17 protein-coding genes are annotated in these 23252 nt (G+C 71.7%); 9 read left to right on the top strand and 8 right to left on the bottom strand.

Annotated features, from left to right (window positions below):
* Positions 1-2 precede the first annotated feature (2 nt).
* The 6 genes from BCAV_RS08000 to BCAV_RS07975 form a co-directional block, all read right to left on the bottom strand.
* Positions 3-809, bottom strand: a complete 807-nt coding sequence (locus BCAV_RS08000; protein ID WP_015882085.1) for a lysophospholipid acyltransferase family protein — start codon at positions 807-809, stop codon at positions 3-5.
* A gap of 60 nt (positions 810-869) precedes the next feature.
* Positions 870-1475 (bottom strand): response regulator transcription factor, encoded by a 606-nt coding sequence (locus BCAV_RS07995; RefSeq protein ID WP_015882084.1) that lies wholly within the window; start codon positions 1473-1475, stop codon positions 870-872.
* Positions 1472-2716 carry a sensor histidine kinase gene (locus BCAV_RS07990; protein ID WP_144016744.1) on the bottom strand — a complete coding sequence of 415 codons (1245 nt, stop codon included), beginning with the start codon at positions 2714-2716 and terminating at the stop codon, positions 1472-1474. The genes BCAV_RS07995 and BCAV_RS07990 overlap by 4 nt, the downstream gene beginning before the upstream one ends.
* A 71-nt stretch (positions 2717-2787) precedes the next feature.
* Entirely contained in the window at positions 2788-3627 is an 840-nt protein-coding gene (locus BCAV_RS07985) for an ABC transporter permease (protein ID WP_015882082.1), read from the bottom strand.
* On the bottom strand, positions 3624-4589 hold the full coding sequence (locus BCAV_RS07980; RefSeq protein WP_015882081.1) for an ABC transporter ATP-binding protein: 966 nt from the start codon (positions 4587-4589) through the stop codon (positions 3624-3626). The genes BCAV_RS07985 and BCAV_RS07980 overlap by 4 nt, the downstream gene beginning before the upstream one ends.
* A gap of 255 nt (positions 4590-4844) precedes the next feature.
* Positions 4845-5228: a hypothetical protein gene (locus BCAV_RS07975; RefSeq protein ID WP_015882080.1), complete on the bottom strand. Its 384-nt coding sequence runs from the start codon at positions 5226-5228 to the stop codon at positions 4845-4847.
* 152 nt (positions 5229-5380) lie between these two features.
* Between BCAV_RS07975 and BCAV_RS07970 the strand changes: the two genes are divergently transcribed.
* The 8 genes from BCAV_RS07970 (at position 5381) to BCAV_RS07935 (ending at position 20250) form a co-directional block, all read left to right on the top strand.
* Positions 5381-6250, top strand: a complete 870-nt coding sequence (locus tag BCAV_RS07970) for an LLM class flavin-dependent oxidoreductase (RefSeq protein WP_015882079.1) — start codon at positions 5381-5383, stop codon at positions 6248-6250.
* A gap of 312 nt (positions 6251-6562) precedes the next feature.
* On the top strand, positions 6563-7546 hold the full coding sequence (locus tag BCAV_RS07965) for an ABC transporter permease (protein ID WP_050761693.1): 984 nt from the start codon (positions 6563-6565) through the stop codon (positions 7544-7546).
* 1 nt (position 7547) lies between these two features.
* Positions 7548-8450, top strand: coding sequence for a carbohydrate ABC transporter permease (locus BCAV_RS07960; RefSeq protein ID WP_015882076.1), 903 nt, complete (start codon positions 7548-7550; stop codon positions 8448-8450).
* A 41-nt stretch (positions 8451-8491) separates the two neighbouring features.
* Positions 8492-10150, top strand: coding sequence for a type 2 periplasmic-binding domain-containing protein (locus BCAV_RS07955; RefSeq protein ID WP_015882075.1), 1659 nt, complete (start codon positions 8492-8494; stop codon positions 10148-10150).
* Between the two features lie 64 nt (positions 10151-10214).
* Positions 10215-11243, top strand: a complete 1029-nt coding sequence (locus tag BCAV_RS07950; RefSeq protein WP_015882074.1) for a LacI family DNA-binding transcriptional regulator — start codon at positions 10215-10217, stop codon at positions 11241-11243.
* Between the two features lie 10 nt (positions 11244-11253).
* Positions 11254-12426 carry a Gfo/Idh/MocA family protein gene (locus tag BCAV_RS07945; RefSeq protein WP_015882073.1) on the top strand — a complete coding sequence of 391 codons (1173 nt, stop codon included), beginning with the start codon at positions 11254-11256 and terminating at the stop codon, positions 12424-12426.
* A gap of 4 nt (positions 12427-12430) precedes the next feature.
* Entirely contained in the window at positions 12431-15364 is a 2934-nt protein-coding gene (locus tag BCAV_RS07940) for a glycoside hydrolase domain-containing protein (RefSeq protein WP_015882072.1), read from the top strand.
* 113 nt (positions 15365-15477) lie between these two features.
* Complete coding sequence (locus BCAV_RS07935; protein WP_015882071.1) at positions 15478-20250, top strand: NAD-glutamate dehydrogenase; 4773 nt, start codon at positions 15478-15480, stop codon at positions 20248-20250.
* A 22-nt stretch (positions 20251-20272) separates the two neighbouring features.
* Here BCAV_RS07935 and leuD read toward each other — a convergent pair whose 3' ends face one another.
* Both leuD and leuC read right to left on the bottom strand, forming a co-directional pair.
* Entirely contained in the window at positions 20273-20911 is a 639-nt protein-coding gene (gene leuD, locus BCAV_RS07930; RefSeq protein WP_015882070.1) for a 3-isopropylmalate dehydratase small subunit, read from the bottom strand.
* Positions 20912-20937: 26 nt separating this feature from the next.
* Positions 20938-22419, bottom strand: a complete 1482-nt coding sequence (leuC, locus tag BCAV_RS07925) for a 3-isopropylmalate dehydratase large subunit (RefSeq protein ID WP_015882069.1) — start codon at positions 22417-22419, stop codon at positions 20938-20940.
* 102 nt (positions 22420-22521) lie between these two features.
* Between leuC and BCAV_RS07920 the strand changes: the two genes are divergently transcribed.
* Positions 22522-23244, top strand: coding sequence for an IclR family transcriptional regulator (locus tag BCAV_RS07920; RefSeq protein WP_015882068.1), 723 nt, complete (start codon positions 22522-22524; stop codon positions 23242-23244).
* Positions 23245-23252: the final 8 nt, after the last annotated feature.

The following is a 23252-nucleotide window of genomic DNA, read 5'->3' as shown; positions in this document are numbered from 1 at the left end:
GATCAGCGCTCCGGGTCCGGCTCGGCGGCGCCCGCCGCAGAGTCGACGTCCCCGCGTGCGTCCTTCATCCGCGCCACACCCGGCCCCTTCCCGGGCCCGTGCTTGCGCATGTCGTACACCTCGGCCGGCGGTGTCTCGCCTCGCAGGTCCGCGACCATCGTCGTGATCGCCGCCATGACGCGGCTGGTCGCCTCGGTGAGCGCGGCGGTGTCGGTCCGGCCGTACAGGTCGGCCAGCTCCACGGGCTCACCCGCCCGCACGTGCACGAGCTTGCGCGGGAACGGCTTGAGGAGCTTCGAGTACCGGCCGAGCAGGCGCTGCGCTCCCCACTGCGCGATCGGGACGACCGGGGCCCGTGACGTCAGGGCGAGGCGCGCGACGCCGGTCCGGGCCACCATCGGCCACAGGTCGGGGTCCCGCGTGAGCGTGCCCTCCGGGAAGATCGCCACGCACTCCCCTGCCGCGAGCGACTCACGTGCGGCGTCGAGCGAGTCCCCGGCCGTGCGCGAGTGCCGGAACACCGGGATCTGGCCCGTGCGGCGCAGCGCCGCTCCCACGACGGGCACGCGGAACAGCGACGACTTGGCGAGGATCTTCGGCGCGACGCCGCTGTCGTACAGGTAGTGCGCCGTCGTCAGCGGGTCGATGTTCGTCATGTGGTTCGCCGCGGCGATGAATCCGCCGCTCTCCGGGAGGTGTTCGACGCCGGACCAGTCGCGTCGTGTGGTGAGCCAGAGGAACGGCTTCACGAAGAACGCGACCACCCGGTACGCGAAGGGAACAGGTGGGGCATCTCGGAACCGCGGCACGGAGCCCGATCGTAGTCGCCCGGGTACCGCCGTGCTGCCCACTCGGGGCGGCCCGACCGCTCAGAGCCAGCCGCGGGCGCGGGCGAGGCGGGCGGCCTCGTGCCGGTTGCTCGCGCCGAGCTTCGCGACGGCCGACGACAGGTAGTTGCGTACCGTGCCGGGCGCCAGCGCGGCGCGGCGCGCGATCTCCTCGACCGGTGCGCCCTCGGCGGCGAGCTCCAGCACGTCCGCCTCCCGCGGCGTCAGCGGGGACTCGCCGGCGGCGATCGCGTCAGCAGCGAGCTCGGGGTCGACGTAGCGTCCGCCGTCGCGCACCTGCCGCACGACCGACGCGAGCACTGCCGCTGACGCCGTCTTCGGCAGGAAGCCGCGAACGCCCACGGTCAGCGCGCGCTTGAGGTAGCCGGGGCGGCCGTGACTGGTGACGATGACGACGGCGCAGTCCGGCACCGTCGGCGCGATCGCCTGGGCCACCTCGATCCCGTCCGCGCCCGGCATCTGCAGGTCGAGGACGGCGACGTCGGGACGCACCCGCTCGCAGGCGGCGATCGCCTCCGTGCCGGACGAGGCCACGGCCACGACCTCGATGTCCTCCTCGAGCCCGAGCAACGTGGCGACGGCGTCCCGGATGAGGGTCTCGTCGTCGGCCAGCAGCACGCGGATCATCGGCGCGCCCCGGTGTCGGCGCGCCCGGTGTGGCGATCGTCCTCTCCCGGCGGGCGCGGCAGGCGCGCCTCGAGGACAAACGTGTCGCCGTCGCAGGAGGTCGTGACGGTTCCGCCCAGCTCCGCGAGCCGCTCGGTCAGGCCACGCAGGCCCGCGCCGGACGCATGGTCCGGCCGCTTGGCTCCATCGTTGACGACGCGCAGGAGCGTTCCCGTGGCGTCGGTGGCGATCTCGAGGCGGCACTCCTGCGCGTCCGCGTGGCGGACCACGTTCGTCACCGCCTCGCGCACGACCCAGGCCAGGGCCTCCTGGGTGCGCGGGTCCAGGCCGCTCGCGTCGCCGATGATCCGCGTCCGGATCCCCGCCGCCGTCAGCACCGATCGTGCACCGGTGAGCTCGGTCGCGAGATCGGCGGCCCGGTAGCCGGCGACGACGCCGCGCACCTCCCGCAGGGAGTCCTGCGCCAGCGTGCGCACGTCGAGCATCTCCCGCACCGCACCGGCGTCGTCGCGGCGGGCGAGCTCGGCGGCCAGCTCGCTCTTCACCGCCACGGTCGAGAGCGCCCGGCCGACGACGTCGTGCATGTCGCGGGAGATCCGCAACCGTTCCTCGGCGACGGCGAGACGGGCAGCGGTGTCCCGCGAGGCGTCGAGCTCACGCACGACCTCGAGGATCCAGATCGACAGCCGCACGCTCGCGACGTACCCGAACCCGACGAGGAAGGTCACGAGGCCCAGAACTGCGGCGACGCCGGGTTCGTCCGAGGTGAGCTGACCGACGACGGCGAGGGCCGCGACTCCCAGCATGCCGACCGTCAGCGCGCGGATGTCGAGGCGCGGCGCGAGGGCGCCCAGCGCGAACGCACCGACCACGACGACCGTCGTCGCGCGAGGATTCTCGGGGAACAAGGCCTGGTCGCCGGAGGGGAACGCGACGAACGCCAGGACGATCAACCCGACGCTCAGCGCTCCGAGCGCGACGAGGGCGGCCCGCACACCGCGGGCGGAGGCCGGACGCCGGTCGAGTCCGTCGCGCAGCACCGTCACGCACAGCGCGACGTGCACGAGAACGGCCAGGCCGAACGCCAGCGCGAGCCCCTCCGAGGTCTCCGCGAGCACCGCCGCCGGGACGAGCAGCAGCATCAGCTCGATGAACGCGATCGCGTACAGCGAGACGCGGGTGTAGATCTCGACGCCGTGCGCGCCGCCTCTCAGCAGGCGTGACGACCACGGAGACCTCATGCCGCCAGCCTGCCACGGCGCCCGGGTGCGGGGCTCGTCGCCGGTGACGGGCCCCGCGCCGACGCCGCCGCTCACCGTCGCGGTTCCCACCGCATCCAGCGGGAGGCGGCGAACGCGCTGAGCAGCACCCACGCGGCGAGGATCGCCCCGGGGAGCGCCGCCTCCGCGAGCGTCCCGGTGAACGTGAGCGTCTCGCCGTCGGCGCTGGTGCCCGTGAGGCCGAGGCGGATGAGCTCGATGACCGGGTTCAGCGGGGTCAGCTCCGCGACGCGCTGCACGCCGTCCGGGAGCAGGTCGAGCGGCAGGGTCCCACCCGAGAACACCATCGTGACGATGAGCACCGGCAGCGTCGTGAGCTGCGCAGACTCGACCGTTCGCGTGAGTCCGGAGCTCGCCGCGGCGAGCAAGGCGAAGACGGCGGTGCCGCCGACGAGTGCGAGGAGCACGAGCACCGGGTTCGTGAACGACGGGAGCTCGAACGCGACGGCGACAGCCGCGACCCCGAGCACGAGCTGGCCCACCAGGATCACGAGGGCGGGGACAGCCGTGGCCACGAGGATCTCCGTGCGCGAGCACTCGCCGGTGAGGAGCCGCTTGAGGACGAGCTCCTCGCGGCGGGCGACGATCGTCGTCGTGAGGTTGTAGTAGACGACGATGAGCAGGGCCATCGCCACGAGCATGCTGATGACGGCGGCTCCGAGGCCGCCGGGGACCGCTCCGGCGATCGCGTCCAGCCCGCCGACGAGCGTGAGGAACCCGACGGTGGCGGGCGCGAGCAGCACGGCGTTGAACAGGGTCGTGCGGTTGCGCAGGAGCAGCGTCACCTCCGCGCGGGCGAGGGCGCCGATCCGGCGCGAGCTGACCGTCCGGCGCGGCGGGGCGGGGGACGTGGTGGTGGTCGAGGTCGTCATGCTGCTGCCTCCTTCTCGATAGGTGCCGCGGACGACGGCGTCCCGGCGATCGCCAGGAACGCCTGTTCCAGCGAGGCCGCTCGTGCGTCGAGCTCCGCCAGGCGGTAGCTCCGCTCGTGGGCCCAGCCGAGGATCGTGCCGAGGTCGTCCTGCAGCTCGTCGGTGCGCACGCTGACTCGCGCTCGCGCGACGTCCGGCGGGGCGACGGCGCCCGCGAGCGGCGGGAGATCGGCCGCACGCACGTCGACGACGCGGCCGGCGCCGTCGTGCACCACGAACGAGACCCGGGCCGGCTCGGTGGCGACGATCTGGGCGACGGTGCCCTCGCGGGCGATCCGCCCCTCGTGCATGACGGCGATCCGGTCGGCGAGCTCCTCGGCCTCCTCCAGGTAGTGGGTGGTGAGGAGGACAGTGGTGCCGTCGGCGAGCAGGTCGCGCACGAGGTCCCAGGTCGCGCGCCGACTGGCCGGGTCGAGCCCGGTGGTGGGCTCGTCCAGGAAGAGCACCTCGGGCCGGCCCATGACGGCCAGCGCGAGATCGAGGCGGCGCCGCTCCCCGCCGGAGAGGCTGGCCACCCGGACGTCCGCGCGGTGCGCGAGCCCGACGATGTCGAGGGCGGCACGGTACGGCCGCGGCGCGGTCTGGGTGCCCGCCCACATGCGCGCCGTCTCGGCGACGGTCAGGTCGGACGCGAACCCGGCCTCCTGCAGCATGATCCCGACACGCGGGATCACGTGGCCGCGTTCGCGGTACGGGTCGTGGCCGAGCACGCGGACCGTGCCGCCGCTCGCGGGGGCGAGACCCTCGATCAGCTCGAGCAGCGACGTCTTGCCGGCACCGTTCGTGCCGAGCAGGGCGAGGAGCTCCCCGCGGCGGACGGTCAGGTCGACACCGCGGACGGCCTCGAACGTCCCGTACCGGCGGATCGCCCCGGTGGCGGAGATCAGCGCATCTGTGGTCATGCCTCGAGCCTGGCGACGACGGCGCTACGGCGGCAGTGCCGCATCTCACCGGCTCGTGTGGGTGCGTCATCGGCGGACCGTGACACGTGTCATGGCCGATCACGGCGCATCGCCGGCCGCGGCGGTCCGAGCGCGGTCCGGAACCGGTTCGCCCCCCCATGCCGGACCGCCCGGACCGATCCGCGCCCGCGGGACACGCGAAGCGGGGTGGTTTCGGGAGCACATGGCTCCCGAAACCACCCCGCTTCTTCGGGATCAGCTCGCCGAGCCGTCGTCCGCGGGCACCTCGCCCTGTCCGCCGCCCGCGCCCTCCGCGCAGTCGTCGCCGGACGGGCGCTCGGACTCGTCGCCCGGGGCGGCCTCGTCCGTCTCGTCGGACGGCGTCTCGGTCGAGCTCTCGGTGCTCTGGTCCTCGGTGCTCTGGTCCTCGGCGTTGGAGGCCTCGGTCGAGGCCGCTGCGGCGACCGTGGCAGCCGTCGAGTCGTCCAGTGTCGCGCCGAGTGCCGGACCGGCCAGCGCGACCCCGCCGGCGGCGAAGGCACCCCCCGCCAGGAGGCCGAGCGTCCAGCGCAGCGGACCGCGCCGCGGACCGGCCTGGGGCGGAGGAGCCATGGTGGCCGTCGTCATGTCGTCGCTCATCGTTCTCTTTCTCCGACCGCCCTTGGTGGCCGCCGGAGGAAGGAGCATGCGTGGCGAGCTTGAGTGCTCCCTGGCGCCCGCCTGGCGATCGGCTGAGTCGCCGGCGCCTGCCCACCCAAGCCGATGTCGGAGGCGCCTCGTACGGTGCCGGGATGGCCATCAAGTACGGATTCATCGGAAGCTTCGGGACGCCCGCCCAGCAGCTCACGCTCGCGCGCGCCTGCGAGGAGCACGGTTGGGACGGCTTCTTCACCTGGGACGGGCTCAGCCTGGCCGCTCCGGGGTTCGATGCGCAGCCCACGTGGGACCCGTTCGCGCTCCTGGGCGCCGCGAGCGCGGTGACGGAGCGCATCACGCTCGGCGCCATGGTGTTCGCGTTTCCTCGCCACCGCCCGTGGGAGCTGGCCCAACGGGTACTGACGGTGGACCACCTCTCGGGTGGTCGGCTCGTACTCCCGGTCGGGGTCGGCGTGGTGGACGACCGCGGCTTCACGTCGGTGCCCGGCCAGCTGACGTCGTTGCGGGAGCGCGCCGAGCTGCTCGACGACGTGCTGGAGTACCTGGAACGGTCGTGGTCCGGCGAGCCGTTCGCGTTCGAGGGACGCCACCTCAGCGCCGGCACGTTCCACTTTCCCGCACCGCCGGTGAACGGCCGGATCCCGGTCTGGCCGGTCGCAGTCTGGGACGCCGCCCGGCCACCGAGGCGGAGCCTCGATCGGGCCTTGCGGTGGGACGGCATCGTGCCGCAGGTGCGCGGTGAGTCACCGGAGGACGCCGAGGCGGGCGCCGACGACGTCACGAAGCTCGTGTCCTGGATCGATCAGGAGCGAGGTGCCGACGCCGGACCGTTCGAGATCGTCGTCCAGGGACGCTTCGACGCCGATCCCGCCGTCGCGGCAGCCCAGGCCCGAGCCGCCGCCGACGCCGGGGCCACCTGGTGGATCGAGTCCTGGTGGGACCCGGCCACGGCGACGCCCGCGCTGCTCCTGGAGAACGTGCGCCAGGGCCCGCCGCGGCCCTGAGGTCGCGGCACCACCGAACGGGCGCCTCGTCGGCCTGGTCACACCGTCCTCGGCGTGCCGCCCTTCGCCGACGACGAAGGGGCCGGTCGATGGCAGGACGAGACGGGTACGTGGCCGGCGTTGTCGCGGCCGTCGCCGCGATGCTGCTCGTGGGGTGCGCCGCCGGGGACGGGCTCGCTGCTGACGAGCGGTACGACGCAGCTCGGTTCCACCTGCTGACGGGACCCTTGCGTAACCATCAGTTAATCGATTAGCGTCGCGCCAACTTCGACCCGACGATGGGGGAGACCGTTGGCGCACGCCACTGCAGCCGTGTCGCAAGAACCAGCAACAGGGTCCGGCCAGCAGCCGACGCCGACGCCGTCGAGGCCCCGCCAGGTGTCGCTACGGGCGCGGTTCCGACGCGACTGGCGCATGCTCCTGATGATGGTGCCCGGCGTCCTGGCGCTGCTCCTGTTCTTCTACATCCCGATCCTGGGCAACGTCGTGGCCTTCCAGGACTTCCAGCCCTTCCTCGGGTTCTCCGGATCGGAGTGGGTGGGCCTCGGCAACTTCATCGACCTCTACGACAACCCGGACTTCTGGAACGCCCTGAAGAACACGCTGGTCCTGGCGACGTTCCAGCTCGTGCTGTTCTTCCCGGTCCCGCTGGCGCTGGCACTGCTGGTCGACTCGTTGGTCAGCAGCAAGGTTCGCCGGACGTTCCAGAGCATCGTCTATCTGCCCCACTTCCTGTCCTGGGTGCTCGTGATCGCCCTCTTCCAGCAGGCGCTCGGCGCCAACGGGCTGGTCAACAACGGCCTCCGGTCGATCGGCCTGGACGCCATCGGCTTCATGACCGATCCCGCCACGTTCCCCCTGATGGCGACGTTCCAGCTCGTCTGGAAGGACGCCGGCTGGGCGATGATCATCTTCCTTGCCGCTCTGGCCAACGTCGACGTCGAGCTCTACGAGGCCGCCGCCGCCGACGGCGCCGGGCGCTGGCGACGCCTCTGGCACATCACCCTGCCCTCCATCCGGGCGGTGGTGATCCTGCTGCTGATCCTGCGCATCGGCGACATCCTCAGCGTCGGCTTCGAGCAGTTCCTGCTGCAGCGCGACTCCGTCGGCGCCGGCGCGGCAGAGGTGCTGGACACCTTCACCTACTTCTCCGGTGTGATCGGCGGCGACTGGGGTGCCGGTGCCGCTGCCGGTCTGGCCAAGGGGGTGGTCGGACTGGTGCTCATCATCGGTGCCAACAAGCTGGCTCACCGCTTCGGCGAGCCCGGCATCTTCCAGAGCCGGAAGGTGGCCTGAGATGGCGCGTGACGTGACGGCGTCCAGCCGCCCGGTGTGGAAAGAGAAGCCTTCGGTCCTTCTCAGCTCGACGAAGGCCGTCGTCGTGGCAGTCACGTCGGTGCTGATCCTGATCCCGATGCTCGTGGTCGTCTCGACCTCGCTGGCCAGCGAGGAGCAGATCCTCGAGGCGGGTGGCTACGTGCTGTGGCCGACCGACCCCACGCTCGAGGCCTACGAGGTCCTGTTCCGTGGGCCGTTCATGGTTCAGGCGATCGGCGTCAGCGTCTTCGTGACCGTGGTCGGCACCGCGATCGCGCTGTTCACCACGATCACCATGGCCTACGCGCTCAGCCGCCCGGTGCTGTTCGGCCGGCCGGTGCTGCTCGCCGTGCTGTTCACTCTGCTGTTCGCACCGGGTCTGATCCCGATGTTCCTGATGGTGCGTCAGCTCAACCTGCTGGACACCGTCTGGTCGCTCATCCTTCCCGGAGCCCTGGGCGCCTTCAACTTCGTGGTCATGCGCTCGTTCTTCCAGGCCATCCCGCGCGAGCTGACCGAAGCGGCCCACATGGACGGGGCGTCGGACTTCTACGTGCTGCGGCGAGTCGTGCTGCCGCTGTCCAAGGCGGTGGTCGCCGTGGTCGGGCTGTTCTACGCGGTCGGCTTCTGGAACGCGTTCTTCAACGCGCTGCTCTACATCCAGCGACGCACCGACCTCTACCCCGTCCAGGTCATCCTGCGCTCCTACGTCATCCGTGGTGACTCGCTCACCGCCGACCAGCTCGGCGTCGAGCAGGTGCCACCGCCCCAGTCGCTCCAGATGGCCATCGTCATGGTGGCTCTGGTGCCCATCCTGCTCGTCTACCCGTTCCTGCAACGGCACTTCACCAAGGGCGTCATCACCGGCGCGGTGAAGGGCTGAGCTCTCACGTCTGTCCGATCAACGACGACCGAAGGATTCCCATGCCCACCACCTTCAGTTCCCTGTCGGCGAGCGGTGTCAGCCGCCGCAGCTTCCTCACGGTCACCGGGACGGCGGCCGGCCTCGGCGCGCTGACCGCCTGCAGCGGCTCCGGCGGGTCGAGCGGAGGCGCCTCCGAGTCGGCGAACCTCACCCTGCCCACCTACCGCGAGTCCACCGGCGCCGCGCCCGACCTGCCGGGCACCGCCGAGGGCGTCCAGCCGGGCTACCTCACGTTCCCCGAGTCGTTCGAGGCGACCACGGCGGCCAAGCCGCTGACCGGCACCGCTTCGGGGCTCACCGAGACCTTCGCCACCCCGCCTCCGGCGATGGACCAGAACCCGTTCTGGCAGCGGCTCAACAGCGCGCTCGGAGGCGACCTCGACCTGATCATCGGCACCGACCCGGGCTACCCCGAGAAGTTCGCCACCATCCTGGCCTCCGACGACCTGCCCGACATGATGTGGGTCCCGCCGAACCAGGGCATCCCCAACGTCGGCCAGATGCTCGAGGCGAAGTTCACCGACCTCACCGACTACCTCTCCGGTGACGCCGTTCTCGAGTACCCCAACCTGGCCGCGCTCAAGCCGAGCTCGTGGCAGACGGCGGTGGTCAACGGCAAGATCTGGGGCGCTCCGATCCCCTCCACCCCGTTCGGGCAGGTGATGTGCGGAAACCCCGACGTGTGGGAGAGGGTCGGCGGGTTCACCTTCACCGACATCGAGGACCTGTTCGACAAGGCCACAGAGATCAGCGACGGCAACACGTTCGCGTTCGAGCCCGCGGTCCGGAACGTGCTCAACATCATCAGCCAGTGCTACGGCGCCCCCAACACCTGGCGGGTCAACTCCGACCGCACCCTGACCCGCAACTGGGAGACCGAGGAGTACAAGGCCGCGATCGAGTTCGTCGCCAGGTGTTGGGCCGCCGGGCTCATCTACGAGGACCTCAACCTCGCGAACCCGCAGCCGCTCGCCGCCCAGGGGCGGATCGCCTCGTTCGTCTCCGTGGGTCCGCAGGGCGTCGGCCAGCTGCGCGACTACGACCCCGGCCTGCCGGCCGTGCCACTGGTGCCCTTCGCCGCGACCAGCGACTCCAGGCCTTCGTACAACATGGGTTACGGCACGGTCGGGTTCACCCCGTTCAAGCAGGCGGACGAAGGCAAGATCCGCGAGCTGCTCGCGCTGGTCAACTGGTTGTCGGCCCCCTTCGGCAGCGCCGAGTACGTGCAGAAGCAGTTCGGTACCGAGGGCGAGGACTGGACCCGCGACAGCGCGGGCGACCTCCAGCCGACCCCGGCCGCCGAGACCAACGTCCCCGGCCTGGTCAGCGCTCTCAACATCATGACCAGCGGCGAGACAGTCCTCTACAGCCCCGGCTTCCCCGAGGACACCGAGGCCGCGCACGCGCTGCAGGGCGAGCTGATCAAGCTGGCGATGTACTCCCCCGTCCGCGGGCTGTACTCCGACACCAACACCAAGGACGGTGCCACCATCTCCGTGCCGGTCAACGACACCATCGTGGACGTCATCACCGGGCGTGCGACGATCGCCGACTTCGAGGCCGCGGTCACACGGTTCAATGAGGAGGGCGGCGAGAAGATCCGCGAGGAGTTCGAGGCCGTCCTGCCCGACGACGTCCCGGTGACGCCCACCGCGTGACGCTCGATCGGGCGCCGCTCGACCGACCGGACACGAGCCACGCGAACACGCCAGGGACGACGAGATGACCGAGACCGACCCCCCTGCCAGCCCGGCACGCCCTCGACGCGTCACGCTGCGCCAGGTGGCCGAGCTGGCGGGGGTGTCGACGGCGACCGTCTCGTACGTGCTGTCCGGGCGGCGCGGCGGCTCGGGGGTCTCGGCCGAGACCACCGACCGGGTCCGCGCGGCGGCCTCCCAGCTCGAGTACCTGCCGAACCAGGCGGCCCGGGCGGTTCGCACGGGCCGCACCGGCGTGGTGCTGCTGTCGCTCCACATGCTGGCGGACCCGTGGAGCCAGAGCGTGATCGACGCGGTGGTCCCGGCCGTGCGCGACGCCGGCGGGACCGCGTTGGTGCTCGCCGACTCCGACTGGGGTACCGCCCTGGACCGCGTGCAGGCCGACGTCGCCTTCATCGACGGCGTCCGGCCGGAGCAGGCGCCGTTGGTGCGGAAGCTGGCCCGCCACCGGAGCCTCGTCGTCTTCTCCGAGACGTTGGAGCCCGACGGGTTCGACGTCGTCCGCTCCGAGGACCTGCCGGGCTGCCGTGTGGCCATGGCGCACCTGCTGGCCTCGCACCGGCGGATCGGCAGCCTGACGTCGGTAGGGTCCGGCGGCCACCGCAACATCCGGCACGGCGTGTGGGTGCAGGCCATGCGGGACGCCGGCCTGCCGCACGACGACTCGCTGGTGGCCGAGTTCCGCGAGAGCTCGTCCAGCGCCTTCAAGGCGGCCACCGATCTGCTCAGCCGCCCCAACCGACCGACCGCCGTCTACGCCACCACCGACTTCGCGGCGATCGCCGCGGTCGAGGCCGCGCAGCGGCTGCGGCTCGACGTCCCGGGCGACCTCGCCGTGATCGGGGTGGGCAACGCCAGTCAGACCGAGCTGGTCTCCCCCAGCGTCTCCTCCGTCGGCCCCCGCGACCTGTTCCCCGCCTTGGCGACCCTGCTGACGCGGCGGGCGGCGGGCGACGACGGCCCAGGTGAGCTGCACGAGTTCACCTGGGAGCTCTTCGCCCGTGAGTCCACCACGGGCACCACCGACCAGTAAGGGCATCATCGTGACCGTCAAGATCGGCATCATCGGCTTCGGGCTGCGCTCTGGGCTCTGGCGCCACGCGCACCGCCCCGAGCAGGGCTTCGAGGTGGTGGCCGCCTGCGACACCTCCGAGCGCGGCCGGGCGGACGCCGTCGCCGCCCTGCCCGAGACAGCTCTCGTCACCGCCGACCTCAAGGAGCTGCTCGGTCTCGGTCTGGACGCCGTGCTGGTCACGACGCCGGACGACCAGCACCACGGGCCCACCCTCGCGGCGCTCGAGGCGGGGGCCGCCGTGTTCTGCGAGAAGCCGCTCGGGATCACCGTCGAGGAGTGCGACGAGATGCTGGCCACCGCCCGGCGCACCGGGAGCAGGCTCTACGTCGGCCACAACATGCGACACATGCCCGTCGTGGCCCAGATGCGCCAGCTGATCCACGACGGCCGGATCGGGCAGGTCAAGGCGGTCTGGTGCCGCCACTTCGTGGGCCATGGCGGGGACTTCTACTTCAAGGACTGGCACGCCGACCGCAGCAGGACCACCGGACTCCTGCTGCAGAAGGGCGCCCACGACCTCGACGTCATCCACTGGTTGGCCGGCGGCTTCGCCACCAGCGTGGCCGCCATGGGCGACCTGATGGTCTACGGCGGCATCACCGACCGTCGGGATCGGATGCAGGAGCGGATGGGCGAGTGGGTCAGCCTCGACAACTGGCCGCCCACCGCGCAGACAGGCCTGCATCCCGTGGTGGACGTCGAGGACATCTCGATGATGACCATGCGGCTCGACAACGGCGTGCTGGCTTCCTACCAGCAGTGCCACTTCACCCCCGACTACTGGCGCAACTACACGGTGATCGGCACCGAGGGCCGGCTGGAGAACCTGGGCGACGGTCCGGGGGACACGATCGGCCTGTGGAACCGCCGGCACTCCGGCCACGCGGCGCCGGACGAGACGTTCACCGTGCAGGCGGCCGACGGCGGGCACGGTGGCGCCGATCCGCGGCTGATCACGGAGTTCCTGCGGTTCGTCACCGAGGGCGGGACCACCCAGACGTCGCCGGTCGCGGCACGCATGTCGGTGGCCGCCGGGGTGGTGGCGACGCAGTCGCTGCGCTCCGACGGCTCCGCCCGGCCGGTGCCGCCGCTGGCCCCGGACCTGATCGACTACTTCGAGCGCGGACAGACGGAGGCCTGACGACATGGCACATCCAGGCACTGACGGCCATCCGGAGCTGACCTGCGGCATCGGTGAGTGGGATGCCGATGCCTACGGCAACCACCGGATCGTGGTGCAGGTGCACGAGACGGCGCCGTGCGTCCGGGTCCTGGTGCCCTGGCGCCGGCACGACGCGGACCACGAGCGGGTCGACACCTGGGTCGTCGCGGCCGGCGGACGACGCGTGCGCAATGTCGTCCGTGGCCGGATCGACGCCGACGCCGGAGAGCTGGCCTTCGAGCCGATCGACGGGGCGGGCGTCTACTACGTCTACTACCTGCCGTACTCCCTCACCGGGAGCGCCCACTACCCGCAGGGCGTCTACCGCACCGTGACGGCAACCGCGGACCCTGCCTGGGTCCACCGGATCGGACTGCGGTCCCCCGACGAATGGCCGTCGCTGCCGATCGCGACGGCCGTCGGGTACGAGGCCCGCTCCGAGATCGACTCGTTCGCACCGATGGGATTCGCGGCGACGGCCGCGGAGCGCCGTGCGATCGCCGAACGTGGTCAGGACGCCCCGTTCGTGCTCTTCCCGGACGACAGTCGGTACCCGTTCGGCCGCGGTGCCTACCTGCCGGCACGATGGGCCCGCGCGGAGCCCGGGGCACCGCTGCGCCTGGACGCCGACCGAGGCGCGTTCCGCACGTTCCAGGTGGGCGTGTGGGCGCTGCGCGACCTGTCCGACGTCGAGGTGGAGCTCGGCGGTCTGCCGTTCCCCTCCCGGCATCTCACCGGCGGCGGGATCGACGCCCGCGGCAGACGCTTCACCTCGGCGCTGCCCACCACCGCCGGCACCGCCAGGTCCGTGTGGATCGGCGTGGAGGTTCCCGCGGACGCCGATCCGGGTGAGCGCAGCGGTCGGATCACGATCACCACCGCCGGGCACAGCCAGCACGTCGACGTGACGTTCGAGGTCGCCGACCGGGTGGTCACCGACGGCGGAGTCGCCACCGACCCGATGGCCAGGCTCGGCTGGCTGGACTCCACCACGGGTCATGACGACGAGGTGATCGCCCCGTTCGTCCCCGTGCGTCGCGACGGCGACGTGCTGCAGATCCTGGGCCGCACCGTGGAGGTGGGTCCGAACGGGCTGCCGAGCGGCCTCGGCTCGTCGTTCACGCCGGAGGTCACCGCCGTCGGCCATCCGCGCCGGGAGCTGCTGGCCGGGCCGATCACCCTCGACACCGGCACCCACGTGCGCTGGGGTCCGCTCGCGTACGAGCAGCCGGGCCCGGCCCGCGTGACCTGGCAGCTCGCCGGCCAGGGCGCGGGGCTGCGGCTGGAGGTCGACGGCGAGCTCGAGGCCGACGGGTGCCTGCAGGTCCGGATCGTGGTGCACGCCGACGCCGACCTGCGCCTGGACGACGTGTCGCTCATCGTGCCGCTGCGTCGCGACGTGGCGCGCTATCTGATGGGGCTCGGCGAGATCGGCCAGTCCTGCCCGGACAGCCTGGACTGGGCGTGGCAGGTGGCCACCGCCAACCAGGACGCGCTGTGGCTGGGCGACACCAACGCCGGCGTGCAGGTGTCCTGGCGGGACCAGCACTACCGCAGGCCGCTGAACACGAACTACTACACCGAGCAGCCGCTCCTCGAACCCGAGTCGTGGAGCAACGGGGGCAGCGGCGGGGTCCGGCTGCGCAGCGACGCCGAGGTGCGGACGCTGACCGCGTTCTCCGGTCCGCTCGAGCTTCCGGCCGGCGGGAGCCGCACCTTCGACGTCCGGCTCCTGCTGACCCCGTTCAAACCGCTGACGCCCGCGCAGCACCTCACCGAGCGGTACTTCCACGCCTTCGACGATCCGGCCGCCGTCGCCGACTACGGGGGCAACGTCGTCAATCTCCACCATGCCACCCCGGTGAACCCCTACATCAACGACCCGATGAGGGCTGAGGCGGAGCTGCGCGCACTCGTCGACGAGGCGCACCGGCGTGGTCAGCGGGTCAAGGTCTACGACACGGTTCGCGAGCTGACCCGGCACGTCCCCGAGCTGGCCGCGCTGGTCGCCCTCGATCACGAGGTGCTGGCCGCCGGACCTGGGGGCGGGCACCCGTGGTTGCAGGAGCACCTGCCCGGCGACCACGTGCCCGGCTGGGTCGCTCCCAACGTCGACGACGTCGCCGTGGTCACCACCGGTGACTCGCGCTGGCACAACGTGTACGTGCGCAGCGTCGAGCACCTTGCCGAGCACGTCGGCATCGACGGGTTGTACCTCGACGACGTCGCCTTCGACCGGACCGCCATGAAGCGGCTGCGCCGGGTCCTGGCCCGGCACCGGCCCGACCCGCTGGTGGACCTGCACTCGGCCAACCAGTTCAACGCCTCTGACGGCTACGCCTCCAGCGCCAACCTCTACCTCGAGCTGATGCCCTACCTGGACCGACTCTGGCTCGGCGAGTACGTCGACTACGAGGGCACCGACCCCGCCTACTGGCTCGTCGAGGTGTCGGGGATCCCGTTCGGTCTGATGGGAGAGATGCTCCAGGACGGCGGCAACCCGTGGCGGGGCATGGTGTTCGGCATGACCGCGCGGGCGCCGGCGGTGGACAACCGGCCGCTCTGGACCGCGTGGGACCGGCTCGGCCTGACCGGAATGACGATGACGGGCTGGTGGTCGGCGGACACGCCGGTGCTCACCGACCGCGACGACGTGCTCGCCACCACGTTCGCCGGGGACGGCGATGCCGTGATCGCGCTCGCCAGCTGGGCGTCGGAGCCGTGCGAGGTGTCCCTGGCTCTCGACGGCGTGCTTCCCGGCCTACCGCCGGACGAGATGACCATCTCCGCGCCCGAGATCGCCGGCTTCCAGCCGGCGGCGCGCTACCGCATCGGCGAGCCGATCCCGATCGCGCCTGGTCGGGGCCGGTTGCTGCATCTTCATGCCGCCTCCGACCCGGCGGCTGCACGCGCCTGACGCGGCGCGTCGGCTCCTCGCGCCGGCGGGCGGTTGCGACGTCACGCCCCCTCGCTATGGTTCGAGCGAGGGGGGCGTGATTCGCGCGACGCCACTGAAGGACGAAGGTGTTCATGGCCGCAGAGGACGTCTCGAGCGCGCTCGTCCAGGACGCTGTCGAAGGCCTGGCACCAGAGCTCCGGTCCGGCGTCGAGCGCCTGCTCGCCGCAGTCCCCTCGGAGGACCTCGCCGAACGTGAGGCGCGTGACGTCGTCGGCGGACTGGCCTCGATGTGGAAGCTCGCCGCACACCGTGAGCCCGGGCAGACCCTGGTGAGGGTCTTCACGCCGACCGTTCGCGAGGACGGCTGGACGTCGCGGCGCACGATCGTCGGCGTCTGCACCGATGACGCGCCGTTCCTCGTCGACTCCGTCGACGCGGCGATCGCCCGCCATGGCTACACCGTGCACCAGCTGCTGCATCCCGTCGTCGAGGCGCGGCGCGACGACTCCGGAGCCCTGCTCGCGATCGGCGCCCACGGCGGCCGGCTCGAGTCGTGGATGCTCCTCGAGACGGACCGGATCGCCACCGAGGAAGATCGCGGCGCCCTGGCCGAGCGCCTGCGGGACGTCGTCGGCGACGTTCACAGCTCGGTCGAGGACTGGGCTGCGATGCGCCGTGCCTGCCTCGACATCTGCACGGATCTGCGCACGCAACCGCCGGCCACCGTCGACCCGGCGACGATCGCTCCCACCGTGGAGTTCCTCACCTGGCTGGCGGAGGACCACTTCACCTTCCTCGGCTATCGCGAGTACGCGCTCGAGACGGAGAACGGCGAGGACGTGCTGCGCCCGCTGCCGCACACCGGGCTCGGCATCCTGCGCAAGCCGACGACAGCCGTGGCTCACCTGCGGCCGGAGGCGCGCCGAACCGCGCGCGAGCCGCGGCTGCTCACCATCACCAAGGCGAACTCCCGCGCCACCGTGCATCGCGACGTCTACCTCGACTACATCGGCGTGCGCACGTTCGACGACGAGGGCAACGTCACCGGCGAGCGGCGGATCCTCGGGATGTTCACCTCGACGGCGTACGCCTCCTCCGTGCTCACCCTGCCGATCGTGGGGGCGAAGGTGCGAGCCGTGCTGGACGCATCCGGCTTCGCGCCGACGTCCCACACCGGCAAGGACCTGCAGCAGATCCTCGAGCAGTACCCGCGCGACGAGCTCTTCCAGGACTCCGTCGAGCACCTGTCCGAGGTCGCCGGCGAGGTGAGCCGGCTGCGGGAACGCCGTCGCTCCCGCATCTTCCTGCGCAGGGACGAGTTCGGTCGGTTCGTCTCGGCGCTCGTCTTCCTGCCCCGCGACCGCTACAACACCACCGTGCGGCTCCGCATCGAGGCGCTGCTGCGCGAGGCGTTCGACGCGGAACGTGTCGAGCACACCACCCGCGTGGGCGAGTCGCCGCTCGCACAGCTGCACTTCGTCGTGCGCGTCCCCAGGGGTGCCTCGATCCCCGACGTCGACCCCGCCGAGATGCAGCGGCAGCTCGAGGCAGCCGTCCGGACCTGGGAGACGGCGCTGGTCGACGAGCTGCACCACACCCACGACGAGCACGAGGCCGCGGAGATCCTGGGTCGGTACGGTTCCGCGTTTCCCGAGGCGTACAAGGAGCAGGTCACACCGGCGGCCGCCGTCGCAGACATCGCACGCCTCGACAGCCTCACCGACGCTCATCCGATCGCCGTGCACCTGTACGCGCCGGACGGCGCCGACCCTGGCGCACGCCGGCTCACGATCGCCTCGTTCCGCGAGTACCCGCTCACCCAGGTGCTGCCGATGCTCACCGACCTCGGCGTCGACGTCATCGACGAGCGCCCGTACACGATCAGGATCCCGGACGGCGACAGGCACATCTCCGACTTCGGGCTTGCAGCGGGCGACCCGGGGCTGTGGGGCGACGACCGCACCGCTGCGGCGTTCGAGGACGCGTTCTGCGCCGTGTGGGCGGGGGCCGCAGAGAGCGACATCCTGAACTCGCTGGTGCTGCGCGCCGGCCTGCGGTGGCGGGACATCGTGATCCTGCGGGCGATCGGCCGCTACCTGCGACAGATCGGCTCGGCGTTCTCCATGGAGTACATCGACGGGGCACTGATCACCCATCCGCGGCTCGCGGCCGATTTGGTGCGGCTGTTCGCGCTGCGCTTCGACCCGGACGTCTCGGGCGACCGCGAGGAACCTGCGCGGCAGGCTGCGGCGGCTCTGCTGCAGGATCTCGACGACGTCCCGAGCCTCGACCACGACCGCATCCTGCGCTCGTTCATCGGCGTCATCGGCGCCACCTGGCGCACCAACTTCTACACCCGCGACCCCAGCGGCGCGCCGAAGCCCTGGATCTCGATGAAGCTCGACTGTGCGAACGTGCCGGGCCTGCCGCCGCCGCGCCCGATGACGGAGATCTGGGTGTACTCCCCGCAGGTCGAGGGCGTGCACCTGCGCTTCGGCAAGGTCGCTCGGGGTGGGCTGCGCTGGAGCGATCGGCGCGAGGACTTCCGCACCGAGGTGCTCGGCCTGGTGAAGGCTCAGATGGTCAAGAACGCGGTGATCGTGCCGACCGGCTCCAAAGGCGGCTTCATCGCGAAACAGCTTCCGGACACCGGGGACGCCGCCGAGCGCCTGGCGGAGGGGAAGGCCGCCTACCGCACCTTCATCCGCGGCATGCTGGACATCACCGACAACCGCGACGGCTCCGTCATCACGCCGCCGGACCGAGTGGTGCGCCACGACGGCGACGACTCCTACCTGGTGGTCGCCGCCGACAAGGGCACCGCATCCTTCTCCGACGTCGCCAACGGCATCTCGCAGGAGTACGGCTTCTGGCTCGACGATGCCTTCGCGTCCGGGGGGTCCGCCGGCTACGACCACAAGGCGATGGGTATCACTGCCCGCGGTGCGTGGGAATCGGTGAAGCGGCACTTCCGTGAGCTCGGCCACGACACCCAGACCCAGGACTTCACGGTGGTGGGCGTCGGCGACATGTCCGGCGACGTGTTCGGCAACGGGATGCTCCTGTCGGAGCACATCCGACTCGTTGCCGCCTTCGACCACCGCCACGTCTTCGTGGACCCGGATCCGGATGCCGCCACGTCCCGCGCCGAGCGGCAGCGCCTGTTCGAGCTGCCCGGTTCGTCGTGGGACGACTACGACCGCGGGCTCATCTCCGACGGCGGTGGCGTCTTCCCGCTGACGGCGAAGTCGGTCCCGGTGAGCCCACGGATGGCCGAGGCCCTGGGCCTGGAACCCGGTGTCACGTCGTTCACCCCGGCAGAGCTGAAGAGGGCCGTGCTGCTCGCTCGCGTCGACCTGCTGTGGAACGGCGGCATCGGGACGTACGTCAAGGCCAGCACGGAGACGAACGCGGAGATCGGTGACCGGGCGAACGACGCCATCCGCGTGAACGGCGCCGACCTGCGGGTGCGGGTGGTCGGGGAGGGCGGAAACCTCGGGGTCAGTCAGCGCGGCCGGATCGAGGCGGCCCTGGCCGGCGTCCACATCAACACCGACGCGATCGACAACTCCGCCGGGGTCGGCACCTCCGACCGGGAGGTGAACCTCAAGATCCTGCTCGGAGCGGTGATGCGCGAGGGCCGGATGGACCGGGCCGCCCGGGACGAGCTGCTGCAGGCCGTGACGGACGAGGTGGCGGCCCAGGTGCTGCGCGACAACTACGAGCAGAACGTGCTGCTGGGCAACTCCCGCGCGAACGCGGCGGTCATGCTGCCTGTTCACGAACGCTTCATCGAGTGGCTGGAGGCACGCGGCGACCTCGACCGCGACCTGGAGTTCCTGCCGGACGCCGGCGGGCTCGCCGCCCGGACCGCGCAGGGGCAGGGGTTGACCCGGCCGGAGTTCGCGGTGCTCGTGGCCTACGCGAAGCTGGCGCTCAAGTCGGACCTCATCGAGACCGAGCTGGCGGACGATCCCTGGTTCGGGCGCACGCTGACGGCGTACTTCCCCGCCGCGGTCAGCGAGGCCTATGCCGGCGATCTCGCGGAGCACCCGCTGCGCCGCGAGATCATCGTCAACGCCGTCGTGAACTCGATGGTGAATCGGGGCGGCATCACCTTCGCGTTCCGAGCCGCGGACGAGACGGGGGCATCGAGCGAGCAGATCGCGCGGGCGTTCGTCACCGCCCGAGAGATCCTCGACCTGGGCGGCTTCGTCGTCGCGGTCGAGGCCACCGACAACGTGGTCGATGCGAGGGTGCAGACCGACCTCTATCTGGAGTTCCGGCGGCTGCTCGACCGCGCGGCCCGGTGGTTCGTGCAACATCGCGCCGACCGCCTCGACATCGGCGCCGAGATCGAGGCGTTCGCAGGCCCGGTGCGCCGGTACGCCTCACGGATGGGCGATCTGCTGCAGGGGAACGAGCAGACCGGCTTCACCGACAGGGTCGCCGAGCTCGAGGCCGCGGGATGCGACGGTGCCCTCGCTGCGCGCGGCGCTGGCCTGCTCGCGTCGGTGCCGCTGCTCGACGTCGCGGAGCTCGCGCGCTCCCACGGCCGGGAGCTCGACGAGGTGGCACGGACGTACTTCACGCTGTCCGGACGGACCCGCTTCGACGACCTCCTCACCAGCGTGTCCGACCTGCCGCAGGAGGACCGCTGGGACTCGATGGCGCGCGCCGCTCTGCGTGACGACCTGTACGCGGTGATGGTGGCGCTCACCGCATCCGTGCTGGAGGGCACGGAGCCAGGCGACGCGGCGGACCGGATCGCGGCATGGGTCGAGAGCGGCGGCGCGCCCGCCCGGCGCGCCCTGGACGCGCTCGCCACGGCGCACGCCGTGGAGCGACCCGGCATCGCCACGCTCTCCGTGGCTCTTCGGCAGCTGCGCTCGTTGGTGCGGTGACGCGGGCAGCCGACGCCCCGGCTCAGGCGACGGGGCGCGCCGCCGTGATCGGCACCGCGGGCAGGTGCTTCGCGGGCAGCGTCAGCGGACGCCACGGCTCACGCGTGGCCTCGAACGCCGTGATCTCGTCGGCGTGCTGGAGGGTTAGGCCGATGTCGTCGAGGCCCTCCAGGAGGCGCCACCGCGTGTAGTCGTCGATCTGGAACGGGGCGACGATGTCGGCGACCGTGACCTGCTTGGCGGCGAGGTCGACGGTCACCTCGGTGCCCGGGGAGTTCTCGAGCACCTTCCAGATGAGCTCGACGTCGTCCTGCGCGACCTGCGCCGCGAGCAGCCCCTGCTTGCCCGAGTTGCCGCGGAAGATGTCGGCGAACCGGGACGCGATCACCACGCGGAACCCGTAGTCCTTGAGCGCCCAGACGGCGTGCTCGCGGGAGGACCCGGTGCCGAAGTCCGGGCCCGCGACGAGCACCGACCCGTGCGTGTAGGCGGGCTGGTTGAGGACGAACGTCTCGTTGCCGCGCCACGCCGCGAACAGCGCGTCCTCGAACCCGGTCCGGGTCACCCGCTTGAGGTAGACGGCGGGGATGATCTGGTCGGTGTCGACGTTGCTGCGCCGCAGCGGCACACCGACACCCGTGTGCGTCGTGAACTTCTCCATGGCTGGTGCTCCCGTCTCTTCGTCGCTCAGACCTGCACCGGGACCCGCGGGTCCAGCGGCGCCAGGGGCGACCCGTCGAACGTGGTGAGGTCGACGTCGTCGTCGAGGTCGAGATCCGCGACGCTCGACAGCGTGCCGCGGATCGCCGTCGCCGCAGCGACGAGCGGCGAGACGAGGTGCGTGCGGCCGCCCTTGCCCTGGCGGCCCTCGAAGTTGCGGTTCGAGGTCGACGCCGCCCGCTCTCCCGGGGCGAGCTGGTCCGGGTTCATCCCGAGGCACATCGAGCATCCCGCGTTGCGCCACTCGGCACCGAAGTCGAGGAAGATGCGGTCGAGCCCCTCGGCCTCCGCCTGGAGCCGGACACGAGCCGAGGCCGGGACGACCAGGACGCGGACGCCGTCCGCCTTGTGCCGTCCCTGCACCACCTTCGCGACCGACCGCAGGTCCTCGATCCGGCCGTTCGTGCACGAGCCGATGAACACGGTGTCCACCGGGATGTCGCGCAGCGGCATCCCCGGCGTCAGGCCCATGTACTCGATCGCGCGCTCCGCGGTGGTGCGCTCGTTGTCCTCACCGATGTTCTCCGGGATCGGCACGCTCGCCGACAGCGGCAGGCCCTGGCCCGGGTTCGTGCCCCACGTGACGAACGGCTCGAGGTCGGCCGCGGCGAGCACGACCTCCGCGTCGAAGACCGCGTCGTCGTCGGACCGCAGCGTCCGCCAGTACTCGACGGCGGCGTCCCAGTCCGCGCCCTCCGGCGCGTGCGGGCGTCCCTTCAGGTAGTCGAACGTCGTCTCGTCCGGCGCGATCATGCCGGCGCGCGCGCCCGCCTCGATCGACATGTTGCAGATCGTCATGCGCGCCTCCATCGAGAGCGCACGGATGGCCTCGCCGCGGTACTCGAGCACGTAGCCCTGACCGCCGCCGGTGCCGATCTTCGCGATGATCGCGAGGATGATGTCCTTGCTCGTCGTGCCCGGCGGGAGCTCGCCGTCGACGGTGATCGCCATCGTCTTGAACGGGGCGAGCGGCAGCGTCTGCGTGGCCAGCACGTGCTCGACCTCGGACGTCCCGATCCCGAACGCCAGCGCCCCGAAGGCGCCGTGCGTCGACGTGTGGGAGTCGCCGCACACGACGGTGAGGCCGGGCATCGTCAGGCCGAGCTGCGGCCCGACCTGGTGGACGATCCCCTGGTCGGCGTCGCCGAGCGAGTGGATGCGGACGCCGAACTCCTTCGCGTTGGCGCGCAGTGTCTCGATCTGGGTGCGGCTCGTCGCGTCGGCGATCGGCAGGTCGATGTCGAGGGTCGGGGTGTTGTGGTCCTCGGTGGCGATCGTGAGATCAGGACGGCGGACGCCGCGGCCGGCGAGCCGCAGACCCTCGAACGCCTGCGGGCTGGTGACCTCGTGCACGAGGTGCAGGTCGATGTACAACAGGTCCGGGGCGCCGTCCGTGCCCTGGCGCACGACATGCGCCTGCCAGACCTTCTCCGCCAACGTGCCGGACATCCTGCTCACCTCTGCGCTCTCGGATGGGTGTTCCTCGATCTTCGCCCCCGGGGTCGGGGACTCGGACTTGCGTCTCATGGTGCGAGACGGCAGTATCGCCGTATGGACAACTCTAGCGGAGTCGGGGTCCTGGACAAGGCGGCCGTCGTGCTCGGCGCGCTCGAGGCCGGACCCGCCACGCTCGCGCAGCTCGTGAGCGCCACCCACCTCGCCCGCCCGACGGCGCACCGGCTCGCCGTCGCCCTCGAGCATCACCGGCTCGTCGCCCGCGACCTCCAGGGCCGGTTCGTGCTGGGCCCGCGGCTCGCGGAGCTGGCCTCCGCCGCCGGCGAGGACCGCCTCCTGGCCGCTGCTGGGCCGGTGCTCGCTGCCGTCCGCGACCACACGGGCGAGAGCGCGCAGCTCTACCGCCGGCAGGGCGACCAGCGCATCTGCGTCGCAGCGGCCGAGCGGCCGATGGGCCTGCGGGACTCGATCCCGGTCGGCGCGACGCTCACCATGCAGGCCGGGTCCGCCGCGCAGATCCTCCTCGCCTGGGAGGAGCCCGACCGGCTGCACCGGGGCCTCCACGGCGCGAAGTTCACCGCCACCATCCTCTCCGGCGTCCGCCGCCGGGCCTGGGCGCAGAGCGTGAGCGAGCGCGAGGCCGGCGTGGCGTCGGTGTCGGCGCCGGTGCGCGGCCCGTCGGGGCGCGTCGTCGCCGCCGTGTCAGTGTCCGGTCCGGTGGAGCGCATGACGCGGCAGCCCGGACGGCTGCACGCCGCCGCCGTCGTCAGCGCCGCCAACCGGCTCACCGAGGTGCTGCGCCGGACCGAGGAGGGCTGACGCCGGGT

Origin of the sequence: Beutenbergia cavernae DSM 12333, from assembly GCF_000023105.1 — a bacterium.
Lineage (GTDB): Bacteria > Actinomycetota > Actinomycetes > Actinomycetales > Beutenbergiaceae > Beutenbergia > Beutenbergia cavernae.
Note: the sequence above shows the minus strand (reverse complement) of the source record. Positions and strands in the feature narration are given on the sequence as shown.